Here is a 21,406-nt window from a genome sequence, read left to right on the forward strand (position 1 = left end):
CCCCCACAAGCGGGGCGAGGCAAGAGGCCGGCTTACACGCTCATCGACATCGATGAAGCCGCGGATCCCGCTGCGGTCTGAGCCTGGCGCTGCATCATCTGGCCGAACCAGTCGTAGGGCGAGTTGCCGCCGCCGTTCGCGTTTGACGAGCTGGAGGCACCCGGCACCGTCGTCGTCATCTTGAAGCCGTCGGCATAGGTGACGGTGGTGGTGGTCGAGCCGTCGGCGGCGGTCGTCGTGGTCGAGGTCGACCCGCCGCTCGACGATGACGCGGAGGAGTCCGAGCCACTGCCGGACGCGTCGCCCGAGCCGCTCGCGCCGTGCGCGTGATGGTGCCCGCCGTGATGGCCGCTGCCTTTCAGCGCCTTCGACATCTCGTCGAGGCTGACGCTGCCGTCGGAATTGCTATCGAGCTTGGAGAACACGTCATCGGCCTGCGCCAGATTGGTGCCTCCGGCACCCAGCGCGTTCTCGAACTCGGACTGGGTGATCTTGCCGTCGCCGTCCGCGTCGATCTGCGAGAACAGGTCCTTCAGCGCGGCGTCACGGCTCGTCGACGTCGAGGACGTCGAGCTGGACGATGTGGAGCTGGTCGTGCTGCTGGTCGAGTCCGTCGACTGGCTTTGCGCCGCGAGCAGCGCGCTCATCGTCTCAGGTGCGATCTGCGCGCAATTGCCGGAATTGACCGACGAGGTCGCGCCGCTGGTCGTGCTGCCGCTGTCGATCGCGAACGGATTGTTGGTCGCGTTTTGCGACGATCCCGTCTTCTGCGTCGAGGACGATTTCGAGCCCGTCAGCGACTGAATGGCATCAAGCGCACTCGATACGGCGCCAAGCGCGAACAACATTGCACAACTCCAACCCATGCGGCATGCCGCGGCCAATGTTCCGGCCCTTGAGGTCAGCAAGCGTCGTGCCAGCGCGAAAAGCTCAATGAAATCCGGCCCGACCGTGCTTTGCAGGGCTCGGGAACATCGGCAATTCATGCCGCTGACGGCAGATTTTTCCGCCCACAGGAAGCTCACCCTCCCTGCATTGCCCGGCTGAGAGGCCCATGTTAGGCGAGGCCTTTCGGCCCTATGCCGCCACGGGAAACAGCGCCATGACACAAGCCTTCGCCCCCCGCCCCCTGGCCATCGCGCCCTCGATCCTGGCCTCCGATTTCTCGAAGCTCGGCGAAGAGGTTCGTGCGGTTGATACCGCCGGGGCCGACTGGATTCATCTCGACGTCATGGACGGGCACTTCGTCCCCAACATCTCCTACGGCCCTGACGTCATCAAGGCGATGCGCCCGCACACCAAGAAGGTGTTCGACGCGCACCTGATGATCTCGCCCTGCGACCCCTATCTCGAAGCCTTCGCCAAGGCCGGCTGCGACCACATCACCGTGCATGCCGAGGCCGGCCCCCATCTGCACCGCTCGCTGCAGGCGATCCGCGCGCTCGGCAAGAAGGCCGGCGTCTCCCTCAATCCAGGCACGCCGATCAGCGTGCTCGAATACGTGCTCGACCTGGTCGATCTCGTGCTGGTGATGTCGGTCAATCCGGGCTTCGGCGGCCAGGCTTTCATTCACTCCGCGATCGGCAAGGTCCGCGACATTCGCGCGATGACGGCCGGACGGCCGATCGACATCGAGGTCGATGGTGGCGTCGGCCCCGATGTCGCGGGCGCGCTCGCAGCTGCCGGCGCCAACGCCTTCGTTGCCGGCACCTCCGTGTTCAAGGGCGGCACGCTGGAAGCCTACAAGAACAATATTGCAGCGATCCGCAACGCTGCCGCAGGCGCTCGCGGCGAAGCGATCTGAGCTGCGCAAGGCTCCCCAAGAGCCGAAAACCTGCGGCTTTTACGGAGGCCGCCGCGCGCAATGCTTAAAATTGCAACCACGATCCGTACTCATCCGGACTTCACTGATTCGCGCAAATCATCGCTACTAGCTCCTGCCTGCTTGTGACGGGAGCACATCATGACAACGACCCTGATTTGGACTGGCGTGGCGTTGTGGATCGGTTTCAGTGCGTTCGTTGTGTTTGGCCCATCGGCCGAACCGAAGAAAGTCCCGGCGCGTTCCAGCCGCGTCATCCGCCGCGACCGGACCTGACGCCATGCAGATCGCCCTGGTCAAACGTCTGCCGAAGCGCCGCTGCCGCATTCCGCGTCGCCCGCATCCGAGTCTCGATTATTTCTTCGGCCGCCTCGAGCGCGCCGATGGGGCGCGCGACGACGATGCGGGCCCCGATCATTCAGACCTCGATCATTCGTTCGCGTTGCAACGCCGCCATTGAGACTCCCTTTTTCCGGATTGAAACCATGAAACCGCACTGCCCCAACTGCCTCAAGGAAATGGCCAAGGCAGCCGCGTCGCGTAACCTCTTCGCCTGCGAACCCTGCCGCGAGATCATCCAGTATTTCGGCGGCCATGCCGAGCACGGCGAACCCGGTCCCCGGTTCAATTGGCCGATCCGCCGCAGGCGCGCGAGCTACACCGCTCACGCAGCTTGATCCGCCTCTCGATACCCGGCGCCTAGAGCCCCGTTCCGATAGAATCGCAACGGGGCTCTAGATCCTAGTCTTGACGCATTTTCTTGACGCGAACCGGTTTCCACTTCGCTCGAAAACGCTCTAGCCCGCCGCCTCGCCGGCATCCGCTTCAACTGCATCCGCAGCCATTCGCGGCGGCCGCACCACGGTGACGGTACAGGCTGCCTCCGCGGCCACTTTGGCGGAGACGCTGCCGAGCAGCGTACGCCTGAACGAGTTCTGCCGTGCGCCGATGATGACATGGTCGACCTGGTTGACCTCGGCGAATTCCAGCAGCGCAGCGGCGGGATCGACGGCCTCCAGCACATGAACCGACAGCCGGCTCTCGTCCAGCTTCAAGGGCGTCGCCCAGTGCCGGAGCGCGACGAGGCGATCGATGTGCTTGTTGGAGCCTTGCTCGTCCAGCGTCCGGTCGATCGCGATGCGGTTGAGCTTCAGCACGTTGACACAGGCAAGCCGGGCAGACGGCAGCGTCGCCAGGATGCGCTCCGTCGTCACGCGCAGCGCCTCGTTCAGCTCGGCTGCGCCTTCCACCGTGTCGAGCGCGACCGCCAGGATCGGGCTCGAAGCGATCTGCTCGGCAACATCCGACTTGGCCCGCGAAGGCTTGACGTCCTGGTTGAAGCGGCGGCGCCATGCGACGCTGAGGGGATCGCGCTTCATCCGCTCCGAACGCGCGGTCAGCTTGACCTGGTTCGGGTGGGCCAGATCGAAGGCGAGTTGCGCCGCGGTCGGATAGCGCCAGACCGGCTCGATCTCCAGGCACCGCAGCACCACCTCCTGGAGCCAGGGCGGATAGTCGGCGCGCAGGCTTCGCGGCGGATACGGATCGCGCCACAACCTCCGCCGCATCGCGCGCAGCGTCTCGCCCTCACCGAAGGGACGCTCGCCCGTGGTGAAGAAATAGAGCAGGACACCGAGCGAGAAAAGATCGCTGCGCGGGTCGTCGCGCACACCCAGAAGGCGCTCCGGCGCCATATAGGGCGCGGTGCCATAAGGCAGGCGAAATTCCTCCTGCAGCAAATCAGGCAGATGATCGTGATGCGAAAGGCCGTAATCGATCAGCACCGCCTCGCCGCTCTCGCGGAACATGACGCTGCTCGGCTTGATGTCATGATGGATCACGTTCTGCCGGTGCAGATCGGCGAGCGCGGCCGCGATCTTCGCAACCAGCAGCTGCGCCTCCTCGTAGGGCAGCGGCAGGTCGGGCAGCCGCTTGTAAAGCGTCGTGCCCGGAATGCGCTCGATCACGGCGTAGGCCTGGTGCGCGAAATCGCCGGTACCGTAGCAGTGCGGCACGTGCGGACCGGCGAGCCGCGGCAGGATCATCATCTCCATCTCGAACGAGACGATCGCCGCAGGATCCTCGCCTTCCGAGGCCCGCGGGACCTTCATCAGCAGCGGCACCTCGATGCCGGGATGGGTGACGGTCCACAGCGTCGCCATGCCGCCGGCATGGACGCATTCGCCGATCGTGTAGCCGTCGATCACGGCGCCGGATTTGACCAGGGACTTGGGCATCTAGCGTCCCTGCGACAATCGGTCGGCCAGCCAGGGCGGCAGGCCGTTCTCGCGGATCTTGTTCGCCGCGCTCGCGATGTCATAGGGCACGCGGCAATAGGTGATCTGGCACGAGATCGTATCGAACAGCACGAAGGATGCAGACGGATCGCCATCACGGGGCTGGCCGACCGAGCCGAGCACGGCAAGCCACTGCCGCCCGCGCAGGAGCTGCACCGGGACGTCGGTCTTGGGCACGAAGCTCGTCATCTTTGCCGTGACGGACATCGAATAGAGCGCGGGCCGGTGGATGTGGCCGCAGAAGGTGACGTGGGACGGCGTCGCGATCAGGCTCTTGGCGGCATCCGCGGTCGAGCGCACATAGTGCCAGCGCTTGGGACTCGATGCCTCCGCGTGCACGAACAGACGATCGCTGTCCTCCACCAGCATCGGCAGCTCGGCCAGGAACCGCCGCTGTGCCGCGTCGAGCCGTCCGCGGGTCCATTCGATCGCGATCTGGGCCTCGTTATTCATGCTCTCGGTCGTCGTGTTGACGGCTTCGTCATGGTTGCCGCGCACGGCCACGGCGCCATGGGCGACCAGATCCATGGCGGTCTCCACGACCCATTCCGGGTCGGCGCCATAGCCGACGAAATCGCCGAGCAGGATGAACCGCTCCGCGCCCTTGGCGCGGGCCACTTTCAGGCACGCCTCGAACGCCTGCCGGTTGCCGTGGATATCCGAGAAGACAGCGAGAAGCACGCACCCTCCACCCTCAAATTCTTATTGGAAGCCGATAAAGCCAATTTGAGGGAGGTCAACAAGATGCGCCAGCGCGGCGCGGTTTACCAGCGCCGTGCTCCCGCAATGGTGAAGAGCCTATTGCTCGTCTTTCGGGGGCATCCGGGGCGGCGGCAGCGGGGTGAACACAGCGCCTTGCGCGCCGGCCGGCGGAGCGATGAATTCGCCGGTCGAGGAATCGCCGCCGCTGGTCTCCATGATGGTCTTGGGCGTCACATATTCGCGGACCATGTCGATCAGGCTGCCGTCGCCGCCGCCGAAATCCGCGGCGCGGCCGCCTTGCGGGTGTCCCAGCGCGATCTCGTTCTCCGCCGCATGGGTCTTGTCGGCCAGGGTGTCGTTGTAGGGCACGCGGAAGGCGCGCGGAATGCCGCTCGGACGATGATCCTCGTCGAGTTCCTCGACCCAGAGATAGATCGAGCCGGGATCGCCCTCGAGGGAATGCGGCTCGACGATCCGCGCCTTGAGCAGCTTGAAGGTGGTCGGCAGCCTGTCCATGCTGGCCCAGCCCAGAAGCCCGCGCATCTCGCCGAAGCTGACGACGTAGAACGCGCTGGTCACGACCACCGCGATCGCCTTCAGCGACCAGTGCAGCCGCGCATAGACCAGCACGACCAGCAGCAGCGCGCCGATCACGGCATAGGCGACCGACAGCGTGAGGATGACCGTTTGCAGACTAGTCACGGCGCACCCTCGTTGCGTTTTTGCTCACGCCGGTCCTCGGGTCGAGATCGGCCCCATTGCGCCAGCTGCTGCGAAAAGTCTCCAGCAGCGATTTTGGCCGTTGGCTCACGTCGATGACCTTGCCCTCGGCATCGAGCCGGAACCGCACCGCAGTCTTCTCGTCACCGGTGTGATCGAGCGTGAACTTGTTGTCGAACACCACCTGCGCGGTCGGGTTCAGCTTCTGCACCTTCACATTGGCCGTGACGGGCTCGCCGGTCGTGGCCACGAAATGCGAGACGTTGACGGTGTATTCGCCGGCGACGATGCCACGCACCGTCACGATCTCCTCGCGAATGGGCGAAGCGATCTTCTTGCCGGCGACCATGATGAAGTCATTGGCCCCGCCCCTGTCGTCGCGATCGAGCGTGAGGAAGCCGGCCTCGCGATGGCGATACCAGGCGATGTTGCCGGCGGGATCCTGCACGAACAGGTCGAGATCATCGGGATGATTGTCCGGCCAGTCCAACGTAATCATGAACTCGGCCTTGGAGTCGATCTTTCCGTCCTTGGCATCCGGCGAGATCGCGAGCAGCGCCAGGAAGAACAGGAAGGCGACCACCTGGAGCGCCTTGAATAGCATCACGCCCAGCGGATCGAACGGCTCCTCGCGCGGATAGAGACCGAAATCATCCATCATGACGGCGTTCCAGCGCCTTTGCGCTCCAGAACCGGCGTCACATAGGTCTCGGTCAGGACCACGGCATCCGAGAACACGCGCTGGGTCGCGGAATCCAGCATGTAATACTGGATGCGGACCAGGATGGAGCCCACGAGACCGGCCAGCGTCGTGTACATGGCAACCGCCATGCCGTCGCTCATCAGCCCCATCGAGGAGCGCATCGCGACCTTGTCTGCGGCGTCCAGCCCCGCGATCGGCGCCAGCATGATGATAAAGCCGATGATGGTGCCGAGCAGCCCGAGCTTCATCAGCGTATCGGAAACGAAGGCACCGAACCCGTTGGAGCCGCGCAGGCGGTCGGCGAGCGTCCGCAGCAGCAGCGTCTGGTCGACGGGGCGGTAACCCTGCGCCGCGGCCTTCGTCACAAGGCTCTCGATATGATCGCGCACCAGCCCACGCGGCAGCGCAGGCGCGCTTGCATCCAGCACCTTGCTGCCGTCGGGCGCCGCCAGCACCGCGCGGCAGCGCCGCGCCGCCGCCCCTTCACGGGCAATCGCTCGTGTCCGCAGGAAGCAATGGCCGCAGGTGACGAGATAGAGCACCGCGATGACGCTCGAAATGTAGGTCCGATCCGAAGTCAGCATCAAATGGATCAGGCCGAACCGCCATAACAACACGATGGCGAAGATCGACAGCCCGGTGAAGATCATCCAGAACAGGAGCGCGCTGCGCTCGGATGGGTCGGTCGCGCTGCTCGCGATCGGTCCAATCGTCATCGAACTCATGCTGCGCTGCTCCTGACCTGCAGGGATTGGCCTGCAACGATTCCACGCGATTAGATCAAAGCCGCCGCGCCAAGTCCAAAGACCCATGCCCAATCCGGCTTGGGAAATTTGCCCGAGCTGCCATCCGGCCCTACCCCGCAATTGGCAAGGCGCGGCGGCGTTGTTAGGCTGAGCTTACCAAACTTTGGGGTGATCGCATGCGCCTCGTGCTTCAGCTTGTCGCCCGTCTGCTGCTCATCGTTGCGCTCTGCCTGGCAGCAGCGACCATATGGGCCACGTTCGACGCCTATCGTAGCGTCGACCGGGCGACGGCGGCATCCGCTCAGCGGGTCGCGCAGGCGCTCCAGGGCCTGTACTGGCATGAGCTCTTGCTGCGCAGCAACAGAACGCGCGAGCAGCTTTTGCCGGTTCCGGAGTGGCGGACTCTGGAGACGATGAAGCTGATCTCCCCCGGCGTCTGCGTCGAGTTCCAACCGGCTGCCGCATTCGAGAAGCCGCTGTGCGGCCAGAGCCAGGGGATCGGAAGGACGCCGCCGCGCTGGTTCGCGTCGATCGTGCCGACCTTCCTCGGCAGCCACGCCGAGGCGATGCGGCCCGTCAGTCCCCGCGCCGCCGCCGCCGGAACGGTGGTCGCGACGCCGGATCAAGCAGCCTCAATCTCGCTCGCCTGGGAGTACATTCTCAATGTAATCGACGTTGCGCTGCTCATGGCGGCGGCAATCGCACTGCTGGCCTCACTTGCGATCGCGCACGCGCTGGCGCCGGCGCGCGCCATCGTGCTTGCCCTGCAGCGCATGGCGCGCGGCCAGTATCGCACCAAGCTGCCGCGCTTCCGCTCCATGGAGCTGGCGATGATCGGCAATGCCGTCGGCGAGCTCGGCGGCCGGCTGGAAGAGGCCACCGAACAGCGCGCGGCGCTGACGCGGCGGCTGATCGAGATTCGCGACGACGAACGGCGCGCGCTCGCCCGCGAGCTGCACGACGAGTTCGGCCAAAATCTCTCCGCCATCCTCGCCTTCGCCAACACGATCGAGACGGCGAGCGCGAAGCAGAGCAAGGACAACGGCATCGCGCAGGATGCACGCATGATCTCGCAGGCCACCCATCATCTGATGGCCTCGCTGCGCGATGCGCTGAAGCGGCTGCGCAATCCCCTGCCCGAGGAGCTCGGGCTCGAAGCCAGCCTCGTCAACCTCGTCGACAGCTGGCGCTCGCAGAGCGCAACCCAGCCGATGATCCAGCTCGACCTCAGGGGCGACCTCACCGATGTGCGGGGATCTGCTGCCACCACCGCCTATCGCGTCGCCCAGGAATGCCTGACCAACGCACTCCGCCACGGTTCCGCGCGCGAGATCTCCTTGCGGATCGAGCGGCGCGCCGGTGACAACGATGCGCTCCTGATCCGTGTCGAGGACGACGGCGGTGGCGATGCGGAACGTGTCGCGCAATCGGCCGGCTTCGGCCTTACCGGCATCCGCGAGCGCGTCACGGCGGCCGGCGGGTCATTGTCGATCCTGCCCGCGCGCGGCGGCCTCAGCGTCGCCGCCACCATTCCGCTCGCCGCGTGAGGCCGGGATGACCGACGTCGCAGCAACAGGAATCTCCGTGCTGCTGGTGGACGACCACCCGATCGTCCGTCAGGGCTACCGTCGCGTGCTGGAAAGCCAGGGCGATCTGCATGTCGTGGCCGAGGCCGACAATGCCGCGGATGCCTACGGCGCCTTCAAGACGCACGATCCCGACGTCGTCGTGATGGACATCTCCATGCCCGGCGCCAGCGGGCTCGAGGCGATCCGCAACATCCGCGCACGCAGTCCGCGGGCGCGCGTCCTCGTTTTCACGATGCATAACGAGGCCGTGCTGGTGAAAGCCGCCTTCAGCGCCGGCGCCTCCGGCTTCGTCACCAAGAGCAGCGCGCCCTCCGCCGTCGTCAATGCCATCCGCGGCGTCGCGCGCGGCGAGCGCGCCATGAGCGACGACATCGCGCATATCTTGGCCGAGGACAGCCTGTCGCCGACCGGCTCGGCACTGGATCAATTGGGCGAGCGTGAGATCGAGATTTTGCGGCAGTTCGCCGGCGGCGCCACCACCGAGCAGATCGCGACGCATCTCAATCTCAGTATGAAAACGGTGCAGAACTATCACTACCTCATCAAGACCAAGACCGGCGCGCGCACGGACGCGCAACTGGTGCGGCTGGCCGCGGCTTGCGGGCTGACGCGGATCTAGCAGCAGAACTGCCGGATTACCTCGAATGACATGAAATTTCTCAATCTGCCGAGCGAAATGGAACGTAGACTATTCCATTGCGGTTATCGGCAGAGTGGAGGAGTAGGTCATGAGTAAGAGTCATCACAAGGCCGACGCCCATCCCGCGATCATCACGGTCGGCGATCTCATCGACGAGCTCTGCCGCCTGCCGGACACTGCCGTCGTCCACTTCCGCTGCCCGATGCTCGATCAGGAGCTGACATTCCATCGCCTTCGCAGGCGGTCGAAGGACGACGTCGAAATTGCGGTCAATGCATATCCGGATAGTCCGCCGGTCGTGCCCTCGTCTGCTCCCGCCTTCCACGCGCGGCGACGCTCAGGGTCTGCGCCGCCGGCTCACAATGGCAGCCTTCTTCACAAGACAAGTGATTGATCAGCGCGCTTTGAACAGCTGAGGGTTTGCCTATCCGGCCTTCAACCCGCGCAGCAACAGAGCGAGCGTCGCATCGACGCGCGCCGGCAGCTCGGCATCTTTCCATTCGTCGGCATGGGCCGGATGATGGAAACGGCAGGTCGCATCGAACAGCGCGCGTGCCGTCGTCTTGACGTCGGCCACAACGAATACATCCTGCTTCACGCCGTCAAGCAGGATCGCCGCAATCTGGTCGATCATGGTGTCTTTGTGACACTTGACCGCCGCGCACGCTTCGCGCGCCAGCGTCAAATAGGTCTCGAACATCTCGGGGTCGTCGAGCACGCGCGAACGCTTCGCGGCGAACAGCGTGCGCAGCCAGCGGTCGAGCCTGTCGGGCGCAGGGCCCTCCTCCTTGGCAATCGCCAGGAGTGGTGCGTCGATGCGGTCGAGCCAGCGTTTGGCGACGGCCTCGCGCAGCGAGGCCTTGCTCGGGAAATGGCGATAGACGCTGCCGTGGCTCACATCGAGCGCACGCGCAACGTCAACCACCGTGGCCTTGGCTAGTCCGTAGCGCCGCAAGACGTCCTCGGTGACTTCGAGGATCCGCTCCGGCGTCAAGACAACGGCTTCGTTCATGCCAGCACCATGTTCCCGTTCAGGGTCCAGTTACCCGGCGATGGATGCTTACCGAAGCGCCCATGCCGGTCGGTTCGGAAAGCTCTCGCCTAGAGCATGGCCCGGAAAAGTGTGTAGCGGTTTTCCGACCAGACCATGCTCAATTCTTAATGAGGCAGCTTTGCAGCCTGCGCCGCGATCTGGCGCGCAACCAGTAAATTGAGCCAATGCCCAATCGTCCCGGTGAAGTTGATGATTTCGGTCGTCATTCTCTTAAGTCTCCATTCGTCCGCGGTCCCCACCCCCAAACTACGCCCCTCGATCCGCAGACATTTTGGACCTTGGGTCCCCGGGAAGGATGACCACGGGACGCCCAATCGGAGCGTCCGGAAACGGATATACACGCCTCGCTGACAGATTTCAATATCTGTCAGTCAATGATCCGTGATTGACAGTTAATTTTTGAGAGGGACCCGCCTTTCACCCCGGCCTCGCGGCGGGCTACGCTTGTGCTGACTCGCCCTTCAAAAAAGAAACGGACCCCCTCCATGCCCATCGTCAACCGAATCGCCGCCCTCTCCGACGAAATGGCCGCCTGGCGCCATGACTTCCACGAGAACCCCGAGCTGCTCTACGAGGTCCACCGCACGGCAGGCATCGTCGCCGACAAGCTTCGCGAGTTCGGCTGCGACGAGGTGGTGACGGGCATCGGCCGCACCGGCGTCGTCGGCGTGATCCGTGGCCGCAAGTCGGCGTCCGGCAAGACGATCGGCCTGCGCGCCGACATGGACGCGCTGCCGATCATGGAAACCGCCGATGTACCCTACGCATCGAAGATTCCCGGCAAGATGCACGCCTGCGGCCATGACGGCCACACCGCGATGCTGCTGGGTGCCGCAAAGTACCTCGCCGAGACGCGCAATTTCGACGGTACCGCGATCCTGATCTTCCAGCCCGCGGAAGAGGGTGGCGGCGGCGGCAAGGCCATGGTCGAGGACGGGCTGATGACGCGCTGGAACGTCGACCAGGTCTACGGCATGCACAACATGCCCGGCCTGGCCGAGGGCCATTTCGCGACCACGGCGGGTCCGCTGCTCGCCTCCTCCGACAACATCCAGATCACCGTCCGCGGCAAGGGCGGCCATGCCGGCGCCACCCCGCACCAGGCGATCGACAGCGTCCTGATCGGCTCGCAGATCGTCAATGCACTGCAATCGATCGTCGCGCGCAACGTCAACCCGCTGCAGTCGGCGGTGATCTCGATCACGCAGTTCCACGCCGGTACCGCCTTCAACATCATCCCCGAGACCGCCGAGCTCAGCGGCACCGTGCGCACACTCGATCCTGATGTGCGCGATCTCGTCGAGCGCCGGATTGGCGAGGTCGCCGAGAGCGTCGCCCGTGCCTATGGCGGCTCGGCGGAGACGAAATACTCGCGGATGTATCCGGTAACCCTGAATCATGCGCGCGAAGCCGGCGTTGCTGCCGACGTCGCCCGTGACATCGTCGGTGCCGACCGCGTCAACGACAAAATCATCCCGATGATGGGCGCTGAGGATTTCTCGTTCATGCTGGAAGAACGCCCCGGCGCAATGATCCTGGTCGGCATGGGCGACAGCCCGGCATGCCACCATCCGGCCTACGTCTTCAACGACAACATCCTCGGCCACGGCGCCTCGTTCTGGGTGCGCCTGATCGAGACGGCAATGCCGGCGGGGTAGCCTCGATCTCGCAGGGTGGGCAAAGCGTAAGCGTGCCCACCATGACGATCTCAATTGGCAAGGTGGGCACGGCGCCTTGCGCGTTTGCCCACCCTTGATCTTAGCAGCGCGCCACTACGCCTGCACCACCTCGTGCCGCATCACGAACGGCGCGAGCAATTTGTGCACCTCGCTGGTGACGACCTCGCGCTGGTCCGGGGGCAGCCCCGCGAGTGTCACGATCGCGATCGAGCCGTGGCTGCCATGTGCACCAACCTTCACCCTGCAATCGATGCCACGCGCGATGAGCGGCGCCAGAACTTTCGTGAACACGCGTTGCGCCGCGTCCCAACGCAGCTGCGGCTTGAACACCTTGCCGACGCCGGTCACCGGCATCGGATCGATCGGAATGACCTGCACCGGAACGGCGGCGCGCTCCGGCGTGCGCTCGCGCACCCACGCCTCGATCTCACCCGGCTCGACGGATGCGCCGGGCTTCAGCTGCACATAGCCCACAGGCAGCTCGCCGGCATAAGCGTCGGGCTGGCCGACCACCGCGGCGAAACCGACGGCGGGATGGCGGAACATGATTTCCTCGATCGGCGCCGGATCGATGTTGTGGCCGCCGCGGATCACGAGATCCTTGGCGCGACCGGTGATCCAGAGATAGCCGTCGGCATCGAGCCGGCCGAGATCGCCGGAATTGACCCAGACCTCGTCGACGAAGGCGCCCTTGTTGTGGGCGTCGTTGAGATAGCCACCGAACACACCGGGGCCGGCCATGATGACGACGCCGATCTCGTCCGGCTTGCAGTCGCGGATCAGGCGGCCATCGGCATCCAGCTGCACGATGCGGACACGCGCATAGGGCATGGGGAGCCCAACCGAGCCCAGCCGGATCGGTCGTGACGGATAGGCGAGCGTGTGCACGCTCGAAGTCTCCGTCATGCCATAGACCTCGACCACGGGAAGTTTCAGCTTCTCCTGGATCGTAGAGCCCACGGCAACCGGGATCGCCGAGCCGCCACCGGCTGCGTATTTCAGGCTGGAGATATCGGCATTCCCGGGCGGCACCGCGAGCGTTGCAGCCAGCACCGTCGGCACGCTCGACAGCGCTTCCGGCTTGAAGCGTTCGACCAGCCCCCAGATGTTCTTCACCGCGTTCGGATTGCGCCAGCCGCTCGGCGACAGCACGACGAGAGAGCCACCGCTCGACAGCGTCAGCAGCACTTGCGTCAGTGATCCCCCGACGTGAAACAGCGGCATGCCGAACAGCAAGTTGGCGCCGGGCTTCGACTTCAAAAGCAGGTTGAGCGCCCAGGCCTGATAGACCTGATTGGCGTGGGTATGCCGCACCAGCTTCGGCGTCCCCGTGGTGCCGCCGGTGTGAAAATAGGCGGCGATGTCGCTGCCCAAGATCTTGCGCCCGCTGATAAGCCGGTCGGCCGGCTGCTGCTTGATCAGGTCGTTGAACGCGAAAATTCCGTTGGCGGGATCGCCGCCGCCAGCCACCTGTACGATCGCCTTGAGATGCTCGAGCTGCGGGCGGATCTGCTCGACTTTCTGCCAGATGTCGGTGCCCGGCATGGGCCCGAGCGCCACCAGGATCTTCGTATTCGCCGCTTCCAGAATCTCCGCGATCTGGTGCGGCTCGAGCAACGGGTTGACGGGATTGGCGATGCCTGCGGCCTCGGCGCCGAACAGCGTCACGAAGGCATCGGGCAGCAGCGGCAGCATGAAGGAGATGACGTCGCCCTTCTCTGCACCGAGCGCGTGAAACATGTTGGCGGCCTGCGTGACGCGCGCAATGAAGTCGCGGTAGGTGACCACGAGCGGCGTGTCGCCCGGGTCGGCGTTTTGCAGAAACTGGATCGCTGCCCCATCGGGATTGCGTGCGGCACCGAGCCTGATCGCATCATAGGTGCTGTCGGCCGCGACCCGATCGGCATAAGGGACCCGCTCGAAGGCCCGGACCTCCTCGTCCGTCAAAAGCTCCGGATAGTCATTGCCGATGAGCCGATCGAGCGTGTGGATGCCCGCCATGGAATACCGTCCTCCCTCAGATGCAGTCCCTCGCCGCCTGTCTTTTGACATTTGGTTCGGCGGGGCCTCGACCGATGGCCGGTCGAACGGGAATACAATGATGGATGATTGGGCGTTCGTCTATTGCCTACGGGCTGCGACGATCCACCTCGCCAGAACGGCCTTTGAACCTCTATGCCCGATCGGGGGACCAAGAACTGGCACAGGACTCATCTGCCAGCGCCCTGCCGCAAGACTTGAGGTGATCATGACTACGCCCCTGCGGGACCGCGCCACACGCTTGATCCTCGCGCTGGCCATGACGTCGGCCATTGCCCTGCCGCGCGCCGCGCTCGCCGAGGACAGTCAGTTCGACAAGATGCGCGCCAAGATCGCGGCCTTCGTCGGCGACAAGATGGAAAAGCTGGGTGGGTCGCGCATCGTCTACAAGGTGGACAGTGAAGGCTTGCGCGAGAGCGTCGTCACGGATTTGCGCGACGACGTCTACAAGAATCTGCACGACGGCCATATCGCCTTCTCCGGCCTTGCGATCCGCGAGGGCGGCGTCGAATTGAAGATCGCGGACGCAAAAGGCCGCGAACAGCTTGCACGCAAGCTCGCATCAGACGCGGAAGGGGTGCCATCGCATGCACTCGCCGTGACCAACGGCAGCGACGGAGCGGTCAGGTTGGCGCCGACCGACGCGGCCTCGGCGGCGCGGCTGCGCGACCTCGTGGAAGATGCCGCCGCCATGATCGAGCAACGTCTCAAGGACGCCGGCGTCAAGCCTGCGAGCGTTGCCCCCGACGGGACCGACCGCATCCGCATCTTCCTCCCGGGCGTGACGGATCCCGAGCGCATCACCACGATCTTCGCACGCAAGGTCAAGGTCAGCTTCCGCTCGATCGATACTTCGATGTCAGCGGAGCAGGCGCAATCCGGCACCCCACCCTCCGGCACGGAAGTCCTGCTCGGCTTCAAGGATAAGAAGCCCTATCTGGTCACCAAGGACAGCGCGCTCGATGGCGAGGACATCAACTATGCCGCGCCCGGCTTTGCGACCGGTACCAAGGACCCGATTGCCCAGTTCCGCTTCAACGGACGCGGCGCGCGGCGCTTCGCCCACGTCACCGAAGAGAATGTCGGCAAACCCTTCGCCATCGTGCTCGACGACAGAGTGATCTCCGCCCCCGTGATCCGTGAGCCCATCACCAGCGGCTCGGTCCAGATCTCCGGCAATTTCAGCCTCGAGGAGGCCAACAGCGTCGCCATGCTGCTGCGCGCCGGCGCCCTGCCGGGGCACCTTACCCTCCTCGAGCAGCAGGTCGTCCAGCCCGGCGCCAAGCCGTAGGGCCCGCGGGGCCGCCTTGATCGCGCTGTCAGCCCTGTCCGGGTGCCAAAGTCAGCCTGCGGCGCGCCCGCCCGAATCACAGGGCGCCAAAGGATCATGCGCACAACCAACGGGCAATTGCCGAAACCACCGATCAGGCTAAAATTTGCCCCTTGCGGCAGGACGACCGGAGCATTCATTTCAAGCGGTCGTCATTCGATTTCGGCTATAGGTGCCGCGGATACCGACCAGGACTGAAGGCCTTACGCGGGGTTAGTACCATGCCGTCCGGCAGCGCAGACATTTCGTCGATCCTCGACCGCATTCTGGATGCGGCGACGGACAACCTCAGGATCGCAAAGATCCTGGTCCAGATGGGCCTGGACCCCAACAACGTCACCTGGGATGCGATCTTCAACCGGCTGCTGGAGATCTTCGTCCACAACATCACGCTGGCCAACATGTTCGCCGCGGTCGGCGCCGGATTCTTCGTTGCCACCCTCCTGATGCGGACGATGGTGCCCCTGCGCGTCGCCAACATGATCGGCTGCGCCTTCTTCGCCCTTTTCGGCGCGCTGTCGGCCAACGTCTCGACGTTCCTGCTGTATCTGCTGTTGCTTCCGATCAACGCACTTCGGCTGCGGCAGATGCTCAAGCTGGTCAAGAAGGCGCGCCATGCGGCCGAAGGCGACATGTCGATCGAGTGGCTCAAGCCGTTCATGACCGAGCGCAAATACCGCCATGGCGACACGCTGTTCAAGCTGGGTGATCCCGCCAAGGAGATGCTGCTCACGGTCACGGGCAAATTCCTGGTCAAGGAGATCGGTGTCGAGATCGGGCCTGGAGCTCTCATGGGAGAGCTCGGCTTCCTGACGCCCGACAACCGGCGCACCGGAACGATCGAATGCATCGAGGACGGACAGGTGTTGACGATCACCTATGACCGGCTGCTCGAGATCTACTTTCAGGATCCGCAGTTCGGCTATTACTTCCTGGTGCTGACCAGCCAGCGCCTCTTGCAAAACATCGATCGCTTGCAGAAGCAGCTGGCCGCGGCACGGGCGGCGACCACAAACAAGATCGCCTGATCCCGGCTCAACTCAACAACAGCGCCATGCCGGGGTCGCCCTTCTCCATCGCGCGCCGATAAGCCGCTCGCGCACCGATGCGGCCGAGATATTTGACCACGTTCGGGCAGCGCTGGAGATCACAGGGCTGGAAATAGCGCATCGTGGTGAGCGAGAAGCCCATCATGATGTCGGCCGTAGTGAAGGTGCTGCCGGCGAGATACTCGGCGTCGCGCACGCGTGCATCGACGAGATCGAAGGCACGGTCGACGCGCGCCCTGGTCGCGACCAGCATCGGATTGTCATCGGTGAGCTTGAGCCGGTTCAGCATCATCAGCCGCCCCATGCCGGCTTGCAGCGTGCCGTTGGCGAAGTGAAACCAGTACAGGAATTGCGCGAAATCAGGGGCATCGGGGCCGAGCATCAGGCGGCCTTTGCCGTATTTGGCCATGATGTAGTCGACGATGGCGCCGGATTCGGCGAGCACGAGATCGCCGTCGGTGATCACCGGTGCGGCCCCGATCGGATGCAGCGCCTTGTAGTCAGGCGGCGCCAGCATGGTGACGGCATCGCGCGCATAACGCTTCAGCTCGTAGGGAATCCCGAGCTCCTCGCAGAGCCAGACGATGCGTTCGGATTGCGATTTGCCGAGATGATGGACGGTGAGCATGGAATCTCCTGCGGTGGCAAGCTGGATCAGTCGACCCATCTTACTCCGTCACCATCCGCGCCACCACGCGGTCGCGGCGGACGAAGTGGTGCCAGAGCGCGGCAACCACGTGGACCACGATCAAGGCCAGCAGCACATAGGCAAAGAAGATGTGGCGGTCCCCAAAGGCGTCCGCCGCTGCCTTGTCCGGAGAGGTGAATTGCGGCACATGAAACAGGCCGAAGAAGTCCGAATAGTTGGTCGCGCGCGCGCCGGAATGGGCCCAGCCGAGCATCGCGACCAGAATCACCACGAGATAGAGCGCGCCGTGGCTGAGGCGGGCCGCGATCTTCTGCCAGCGCAAGGACTGGGCCGGCAGCGCCGGCGTCGGGTTGATGGCGCGCCAGGCCAGACGCAGCACCGTGAGCAGCAGGATCACATAGCCGATGTCGGCGTGGATCGAGCGGTAGAAGAACTTGTCGGCCCGCGCCGGGACATGATTCATCCACCAGCCGAAGCCGAGCATGCCGATGATCGCCAGCGCCAGGCCCCAGTGAAACCACCGGGCGACGCTGCCCCAGCCGGTTGACGTGTTTCTGATCATGTCGGCTCCCGAAAATTTGCGGATGTCCCAACCGCGGCGCAGCACGGCTGCAGATAGCGGGAACATGCGGCAAACGCGAAATTGAATCGCTCCAAACTGGTGACGGGCAGCTCCCGCCGCAAAACCGCCCCAAAAACCGAATGGTAACCATGACGGGCTAGGGTAGTGACGTGACCAATTCCCCGACGATCCTGGTATTCGATTCCGGTCTTGGCGGCCTCACCGTGCTGCGTGAGGTCGTGGCCGCGCGCCCGGACGCGCACTATACCTATGTCGCCGATGACGCCTTCTTCCCCTACGGTCATCACAGCGAGGATGAGATCATCGCCCGCGTCGTGCCGCTGATGGGGGAGCTGATCGGCACCCATGATCCGGACCTCGTCGTCATTGCCTGCAACACCGCCTCCACCCTGGTCCTATCGCATCTGCGCGCCGCTTATTCCGTGCCCTTCGTCGGCACCGTGCCGGCTATCAAGCCGGCCTGTGCCCGATCGAAGACCCGCCGCGTCTCGGTGCTCGGCACCAAGGGCACGGTGAAGCGCGAATACACCAAGGCGCTGATCCGCGATTTCGCGCTGGGATGCGAGGTGACGTTGGTCGGCTCGCCCGAACTTGCCTCGCTTGCCGAGCGCGAGCTCAGCGGTCAGGCGATCAGCGATGGCGACATCCTCGCCGAGCTCAGCCCCTGCTTCGTCGGCGACGCCGCCGACGCGGGCGCGCGCACCGATACCGTGGTGCTCGCCTGCACCCATTATCCGCTGCTGCTCGACCGGCTGGAGCGGCTGGCGCCCTGGCCGGTCGAGTGGATCGATCCCGCCCCGGCCATCGCCCGCCGCGTGTCGGATCTGCTCGGCTCGCGCGGCGGCGGCATCGCGCAATCAAGCGCCGAGATGATTTTCACGTCGAACCGCGTGCATGGGCTTGGCCCGGCTTTGACGCCGTTCTTCGGCGGCCGCGCGCTGGCCTGACTTCCGGCGCGCACAGTGCGCTGCTAGGCTCGCGCAGTCGTCATTTCGCGCAAGGTCATTCCATGTCGGTCCCCGCCAAGCCGCTCAATCGCCTCCGCCAATTGTGGAGCGAAGGCCGCCCCGCCTTCGGCGCGATCGCGACGATGCCAAGCGTGCAGATGGTGCAGATCATGGCGCGCTCGCTCGACTGGATTATCGTCGACCTCGAGCATGGCCCGATCGGATTGACCGAAGCGCATGCGATGATCGCGGCGACGACGGGCACACCGTGCACGCCCTTGGTGCGGATCGCGGCGAACGAGCCGTGGCTTGCGAAAGCGCCGATGGACATCGGCGCTTTTGGTATCAATTTTCCGATGATCACCAATCGCGACGAGGCCGAGAAGGCGGTGCGCAGCGTGCGCTATCCGCCACGCGGCGACCGCCTCTGGGGTCCGTTCCACGCACCGTTCCGCTGGGGTCAGTCGATGCCGGATTACATGGCGTCAGCCGACGACGAGATGATCTGCATGGTCACCATCGAGCATGTCGATGCCGTCGACCGCATCGACGAGATCATGGCGACGCCGGGCATCGACGTTGCCGTCATCGGTCCCGGCGATCTTGCGACGTCCATCAACAAGCGAGGCCAGATGGACGACCCGGAATTGCGGGAGCTGATTGCCCGCGCCGAGGCCGGCATTCTCAAAAGCGGCGTTCCGATCGGTGGCGTGGCGCGCACCGCAGACCAGGCCAACCAACTGATCGACCGCGGCTACCGTGCCATCGCGCTCGGCTTCGACTGGTCCCTGTTCCAGCGCGGCATCATGGCGGCGTTCGACGGGATCAGGCGCTGAACAGGCCGATTGCCGCCTTGCCGAAAGCCGGCGATTCCGGTCAGGTTCTGGCTGGCGTCGCGCAGGAGGCTCGGAATCGCAACGACAAGCCATTGAAGATGCTTGCGGATTTAGACACCGACAAGACCAGACCGCTGGCCTCCGCGCCGGCCTGATGCGGCGAACCGACCGCCCCCAAACGGGTTGGTTCGTGCTAGAGCAGGCGCGAGCAGGAACCTGCTCGCTGCCCATATTTTCATCCGCGGGAACTGAAAGAGCGATGCGCGGGACGCCCAAGACCATTTCGCTGCCGCGTCGCCTGATTTGCGACCTCATGCGCGCGTCGATGGACGTGCCGTTCGTTTCGCTGTCCCGTTCACTCAATATCCGCCCCTTGCTGGACGCTCGTGCGGGCGCGATGACGCCGGCCGGCTGGGCAGCCATGTTCGTCAAGGCTTTCGCCCTGGTCGCAAGGGACGAGCCGGTCCTGCGCACGGTCTATGCCAAATGGCCCTGGCCATCGCTCTACGAGCTTCCAAAGAGCGTGGCGCTGGTCGCCATCGCCCGGGTCGAGGACGGCGAGGAATGCGTGATGCCGCAGCGAATCGCGGCCCCGGAGACCATGGCATTGGCAGCGGTCGATGCCGAAATCCGGCACGCCAAGTCCGCGCCGATCGATGACGTCCCGATGTTCCGTAAGATCATGCGGGCGACCCGCCTACCCCTGCCGCTACGGCGCATGTCCTGGGCGATCGGCACGAATTTCGGCCGCCAGCGCGGAAATTGGTTCGGCAGCTTCGCCGTGAGCTCGGTGGCGGCCTACGGCGGCGGCGAGCTCCACCCCATCACGCCCGGGCCTTTCATCGTCAGCTATGGGGTGGTCGGACCCGATCAGACCATCCACGTCGTGATCCGCTGGGATCACCGGGTGACCGATGCCGCCCCCATTGCCCGGGTCCTGACCCGCCTGGAACAGGTCCTAAACACTGAAATCGCTACCGAATTACGGGCCGCCGACCCCAAGCCGATCCGGGCTGTCGGGTCTTAACCGCGCAGCGGTCACCCCGGGCGGTGTGCGAGCACCAAACCCGGGATCTCAAGGTTCCCAGGTGCGAAATAGCGCACCATGAGTTCGCCCTTCGCGCGCCCCGGAACGACCGTCTCGCATTGACAGCGAACCCCAAACTCCCCTAAAAGCCGCCTGCTCGCGGGCCGATTTCGGCCCGCGAAGCGTTTCGCGACCCGTGGTCCTCTCCCTTAAGCTTTGGGGATCGGACCTGTCGGTGCCGGGATCATCCCGTCACACAGGAGGGCGCGTTTCCTCATAACCATGTACCTGAAGAGGACGCGATGACTAAGCGCAGTGAGGCGAAGTACAAGATCGATCGCCGTATGGGCCAGAACATCTGGGGCCGCCCGAAGAGCCCCGTGAACCGCCGCGAGTACGGCCCGGGCCAGCACGGCCAGCGCCGCAAGGGCAAGCTCTCCGACTTCGGCGTGCAGCTGCGCGCCAAGCAGAAGCTGAAGGGCTACTACGCCAACATCAGCGAGCGCCAGTTCCACGGCATCTATGTCGAGGCCAGCCGCCTCAAGGGTGACACCGGCGAGAACCTGATCGGCCTGCTCGAGCGTCGTCTCGACGCGGTCGTGTACCGCGCCAAGTTCGTCTCGACGATTTTCGCCGCCCGCCAGTTCATCAACCACGGCCACATCAAGGTGAACGGCCGCAAGGTCAACATCTCGAGCTACCAGATCAAGGTCGGCGACGTGATCGAGGTGAAGGAAGCCTCCAAGCAACTCGCCCACGTTCTCGAAGCGAGCCAGCTCCCCGAGCGCGACACCCCTGACTATCTCGAAGTCGACCACGGCAAGATGACCGCCAAGTACGTACGCATCCCCGGCCTCTCCGACGTGCCGTTCCCGGTGCAGATGGAGCCCCATCTGGTCGTCGAATTCTATTCGCGCTAAGATCTGAATATGAAAAGGCCCCGGTTCGCCGGGGCCTTTTTGCTTAAGAGCCACACTTCAGTGGCCGCACTGC

Annotated in this window: 24 protein-coding genes; 14 read left to right on the forward strand and 10 right to left on the reverse strand. The window is 64.6% G+C overall.

Annotation, left to right across the window (positions count from 1 at the left end; genetic code table 11):
• Window positions 1–32: 32 nt before the first annotated feature.
• Window positions 33–848, reverse strand: a complete 816-nt coding sequence (locus tag JQ587_RS10590; RefSeq protein ID WP_212425252.1) for an EF-hand domain-containing protein — start codon at window positions 846–848, stop codon at window positions 33–35.
• Window positions 849–1,102: 254 nt separating this feature from the next.
• Between JQ587_RS10590 and rpe the strand changes: the two genes are divergently transcribed.
• The 4 genes from rpe (at window position 1,103) to JQ587_RS10605 (ending at window position 2,499) form a co-directional block, all read left to right on the forward strand.
• Window positions 1,103–1,804 carry a ribulose-phosphate 3-epimerase gene (gene rpe, locus JQ587_RS10595; RefSeq protein WP_212425253.1) on the forward strand — a complete coding sequence of 234 codons (702 nt, stop codon included), beginning with the start codon at window positions 1,103–1,105 and terminating at the stop codon, window positions 1,802–1,804.
• Window positions 1,805–1,963: 159 nt separating this feature from the next.
• Window positions 1,964–2,098: a hypothetical protein gene (locus tag JQ587_RS36885; RefSeq protein WP_283815610.1), complete on the forward strand. Its 135-nt coding sequence runs from the start codon at window positions 1,964–1,966 to the stop codon at window positions 2,096–2,098.
• A 4-nt stretch (window positions 2,099–2,102) separates the two neighbouring features.
• A complete protein-coding gene (locus JQ587_RS10600) occupies window positions 2,103–2,282 on the forward strand; it encodes a hypothetical protein (RefSeq protein WP_212303043.1) in 180 nt (59 codons plus the stop codon).
• 25 nt (window positions 2,283–2,307) lie between these two features.
• Complete coding sequence (locus JQ587_RS10605) at window positions 2,308–2,499, forward strand: hypothetical protein (protein WP_212425254.1); 192 nt, start codon at window positions 2,308–2,310, stop codon at window positions 2,497–2,499.
• 120 nt (window positions 2,500–2,619) lie between these two features.
• Here JQ587_RS10605 and JQ587_RS10610 read toward each other — a convergent pair whose 3' ends face one another.
• The 5 genes from JQ587_RS10610 to JQ587_RS10630 all read right to left on the reverse strand — a co-directional run bounded on the left by JQ587_RS10610 (window position 2,620) and on the right by JQ587_RS10630 (window position 6,969).
• Window positions 2,620–4,059 (reverse strand): serine/threonine protein kinase, encoded by a 1,440-nt coding sequence (locus JQ587_RS10610; protein ID WP_212425255.1) that lies wholly within the window; start codon window positions 4,057–4,059, stop codon window positions 2,620–2,622.
• Entirely contained in the window at window positions 4,060–4,800 is a 741-nt protein-coding gene (locus tag JQ587_RS10615; protein ID WP_212303040.1) for a metallophosphoesterase family protein, read from the reverse strand. It abuts the gene before it with no gap.
• Between the two features lie 117 nt (window positions 4,801–4,917).
• A complete protein-coding gene (locus JQ587_RS10620) occupies window positions 4,918–5,523 on the reverse strand; it encodes a hypothetical protein (RefSeq protein WP_212303039.1) in 606 nt (201 codons plus the stop codon).
• Complete coding sequence (locus JQ587_RS10625; RefSeq protein WP_212303038.1) at window positions 5,516–6,202, reverse strand: DUF2135 domain-containing protein; 687 nt, start codon at window positions 6,200–6,202, stop codon at window positions 5,516–5,518. Before JQ587_RS10625 ends, JQ587_RS10620 begins: the two co-directional genes overlap by 8 nt.
• Complete coding sequence (locus JQ587_RS10630) at window positions 6,199–6,969, reverse strand: MotA/TolQ/ExbB proton channel family protein (protein ID WP_212303037.1); 771 nt, start codon at window positions 6,967–6,969, stop codon at window positions 6,199–6,201. The genes JQ587_RS10625 and JQ587_RS10630 overlap by 4 nt, the downstream gene beginning before the upstream one ends.
• A gap of 197 nt (window positions 6,970–7,166) precedes the next feature.
• Here JQ587_RS10630 and JQ587_RS10635 point away from each other — a divergent pair, with 197 nt between their 5' ends.
• From JQ587_RS10635 to JQ587_RS10645, 3 genes are all read left to right on the forward strand, one after another.
• Window positions 7,167–8,537, forward strand: coding sequence for a sensor histidine kinase (locus JQ587_RS10635; RefSeq protein WP_212425256.1), 1,371 nt, complete (start codon window positions 7,167–7,169; stop codon window positions 8,535–8,537).
• A 7-nt stretch (window positions 8,538–8,544) separates the two neighbouring features.
• Window positions 8,545–9,198, forward strand: coding sequence for a response regulator (locus JQ587_RS10640; RefSeq protein WP_212303035.1), 654 nt, complete (start codon window positions 8,545–8,547; stop codon window positions 9,196–9,198).
• A gap of 109 nt (window positions 9,199–9,307) precedes the next feature.
• On the forward strand, window positions 9,308–9,613 hold the full coding sequence (locus JQ587_RS10645; protein WP_212303034.1) for a hypothetical protein: 306 nt from the start codon (window positions 9,308–9,310) through the stop codon (window positions 9,611–9,613).
• 30 nt (window positions 9,614–9,643) lie between these two features.
• Here JQ587_RS10645 and JQ587_RS10650 read toward each other — a convergent pair whose 3' ends face one another.
• Window positions 9,644–10,231, reverse strand: a complete 588-nt coding sequence (locus JQ587_RS10650) for a TetR/AcrR family transcriptional regulator (RefSeq protein WP_212425257.1) — start codon at window positions 10,229–10,231, stop codon at window positions 9,644–9,646.
• A 527-nt stretch (window positions 10,232–10,758) separates the two neighbouring features.
• Between JQ587_RS10650 and JQ587_RS10655 the strand changes: the two genes are divergently transcribed.
• Window positions 10,759–11,931 carry a M20 aminoacylase family protein gene (locus tag JQ587_RS10655; protein ID WP_212303032.1) on the forward strand — a complete coding sequence of 391 codons (1,173 nt, stop codon included), beginning with the start codon at window positions 10,759–10,761 and terminating at the stop codon, window positions 11,929–11,931.
• 114 nt (window positions 11,932–12,045) lie between these two features.
• Here the strand turns inward: JQ587_RS10655 and JQ587_RS10660 are convergent, their stop codons facing one another.
• The gene (locus tag JQ587_RS10660; RefSeq protein WP_212425258.1) at window positions 12,046–13,953 is read right to left on the reverse strand and encodes an acyl-CoA synthetase; all 1,908 of its coding nucleotides are present in this window, start codon (window positions 13,951–13,953) and stop codon (window positions 12,046–12,048) included.
• 247 nt (window positions 13,954–14,200) lie between these two features.
• Here JQ587_RS10660 and JQ587_RS10665 point away from each other — a divergent pair, with 247 nt between their 5' ends.
• The gene (locus tag JQ587_RS10665) at window positions 14,201–15,283 is read left to right on the forward strand and encodes a SecDF P1 head subdomain-containing protein (protein ID WP_212425259.1); all 1,083 of its coding nucleotides are present in this window, start codon (window positions 14,201–14,203) and stop codon (window positions 15,281–15,283) included.
• Between the two features lie 260 nt (window positions 15,284–15,543).
• Window positions 15,544–16,350 (forward strand): Crp/Fnr family transcriptional regulator, encoded by an 807-nt coding sequence (locus JQ587_RS10670; protein ID WP_212303029.1) that lies wholly within the window; start codon window positions 15,544–15,546, stop codon window positions 16,348–16,350.
• A 7-nt stretch (window positions 16,351–16,357) separates the two neighbouring features.
• Here JQ587_RS10670 and JQ587_RS10675 read toward each other — a convergent pair whose 3' ends face one another.
• Both JQ587_RS10675 and JQ587_RS10680 read right to left on the reverse strand, forming a co-directional pair.
• Window positions 16,358–16,999 (reverse strand): glutathione S-transferase family protein, encoded by a 642-nt coding sequence (locus JQ587_RS10675; RefSeq protein WP_212425339.1) that lies wholly within the window; start codon window positions 16,997–16,999, stop codon window positions 16,358–16,360.
• A gap of 40 nt (window positions 17,000–17,039) precedes the next feature.
• Window positions 17,040–17,582 (reverse strand): cytochrome b, encoded by a 543-nt coding sequence (locus tag JQ587_RS10680; protein WP_212425260.1) that lies wholly within the window; start codon window positions 17,580–17,582, stop codon window positions 17,040–17,042.
• 170 nt (window positions 17,583–17,752) lie between these two features.
• Here JQ587_RS10680 and murI point away from each other — a divergent pair, with 170 nt between their 5' ends.
• The 4 genes from murI (at window position 17,753) to rpsD (ending at window position 21,333) form a co-directional block, all read left to right on the forward strand.
• On the forward strand, window positions 17,753–18,550 hold the full coding sequence (gene murI, locus JQ587_RS10685) for a glutamate racemase (RefSeq protein WP_212303027.1): 798 nt from the start codon (window positions 17,753–17,755) through the stop codon (window positions 18,548–18,550).
• Between the two features lie 62 nt (window positions 18,551–18,612).
• Complete coding sequence (locus JQ587_RS10690) at window positions 18,613–19,386, forward strand: HpcH/HpaI aldolase family protein (protein ID WP_212303026.1); 774 nt, start codon at window positions 18,613–18,615, stop codon at window positions 19,384–19,386.
• Between the two features lie 259 nt (window positions 19,387–19,645).
• Complete coding sequence (locus JQ587_RS10695) at window positions 19,646–20,413, forward strand: acyltransferase (protein WP_212425261.1); 768 nt, start codon at window positions 19,646–19,648, stop codon at window positions 20,411–20,413.
• A 302-nt stretch (window positions 20,414–20,715) separates the two neighbouring features.
• Window positions 20,716–21,333 (forward strand): 30S ribosomal protein S4, encoded by a 618-nt coding sequence (rpsD, locus tag JQ587_RS10700; RefSeq protein WP_212303024.1) that lies wholly within the window; start codon window positions 20,716–20,718, stop codon window positions 21,331–21,333.
• Window positions 21,334–21,406 lie beyond the last annotated feature (73 nt).

It is taken from the genome of Bradyrhizobium manausense (genome assembly GCF_018130615.1).
Classification (GTDB): Bacteria; Pseudomonadota; Alphaproteobacteria; order Rhizobiales; family Xanthobacteraceae; genus Bradyrhizobium; species Bradyrhizobium manausense_A.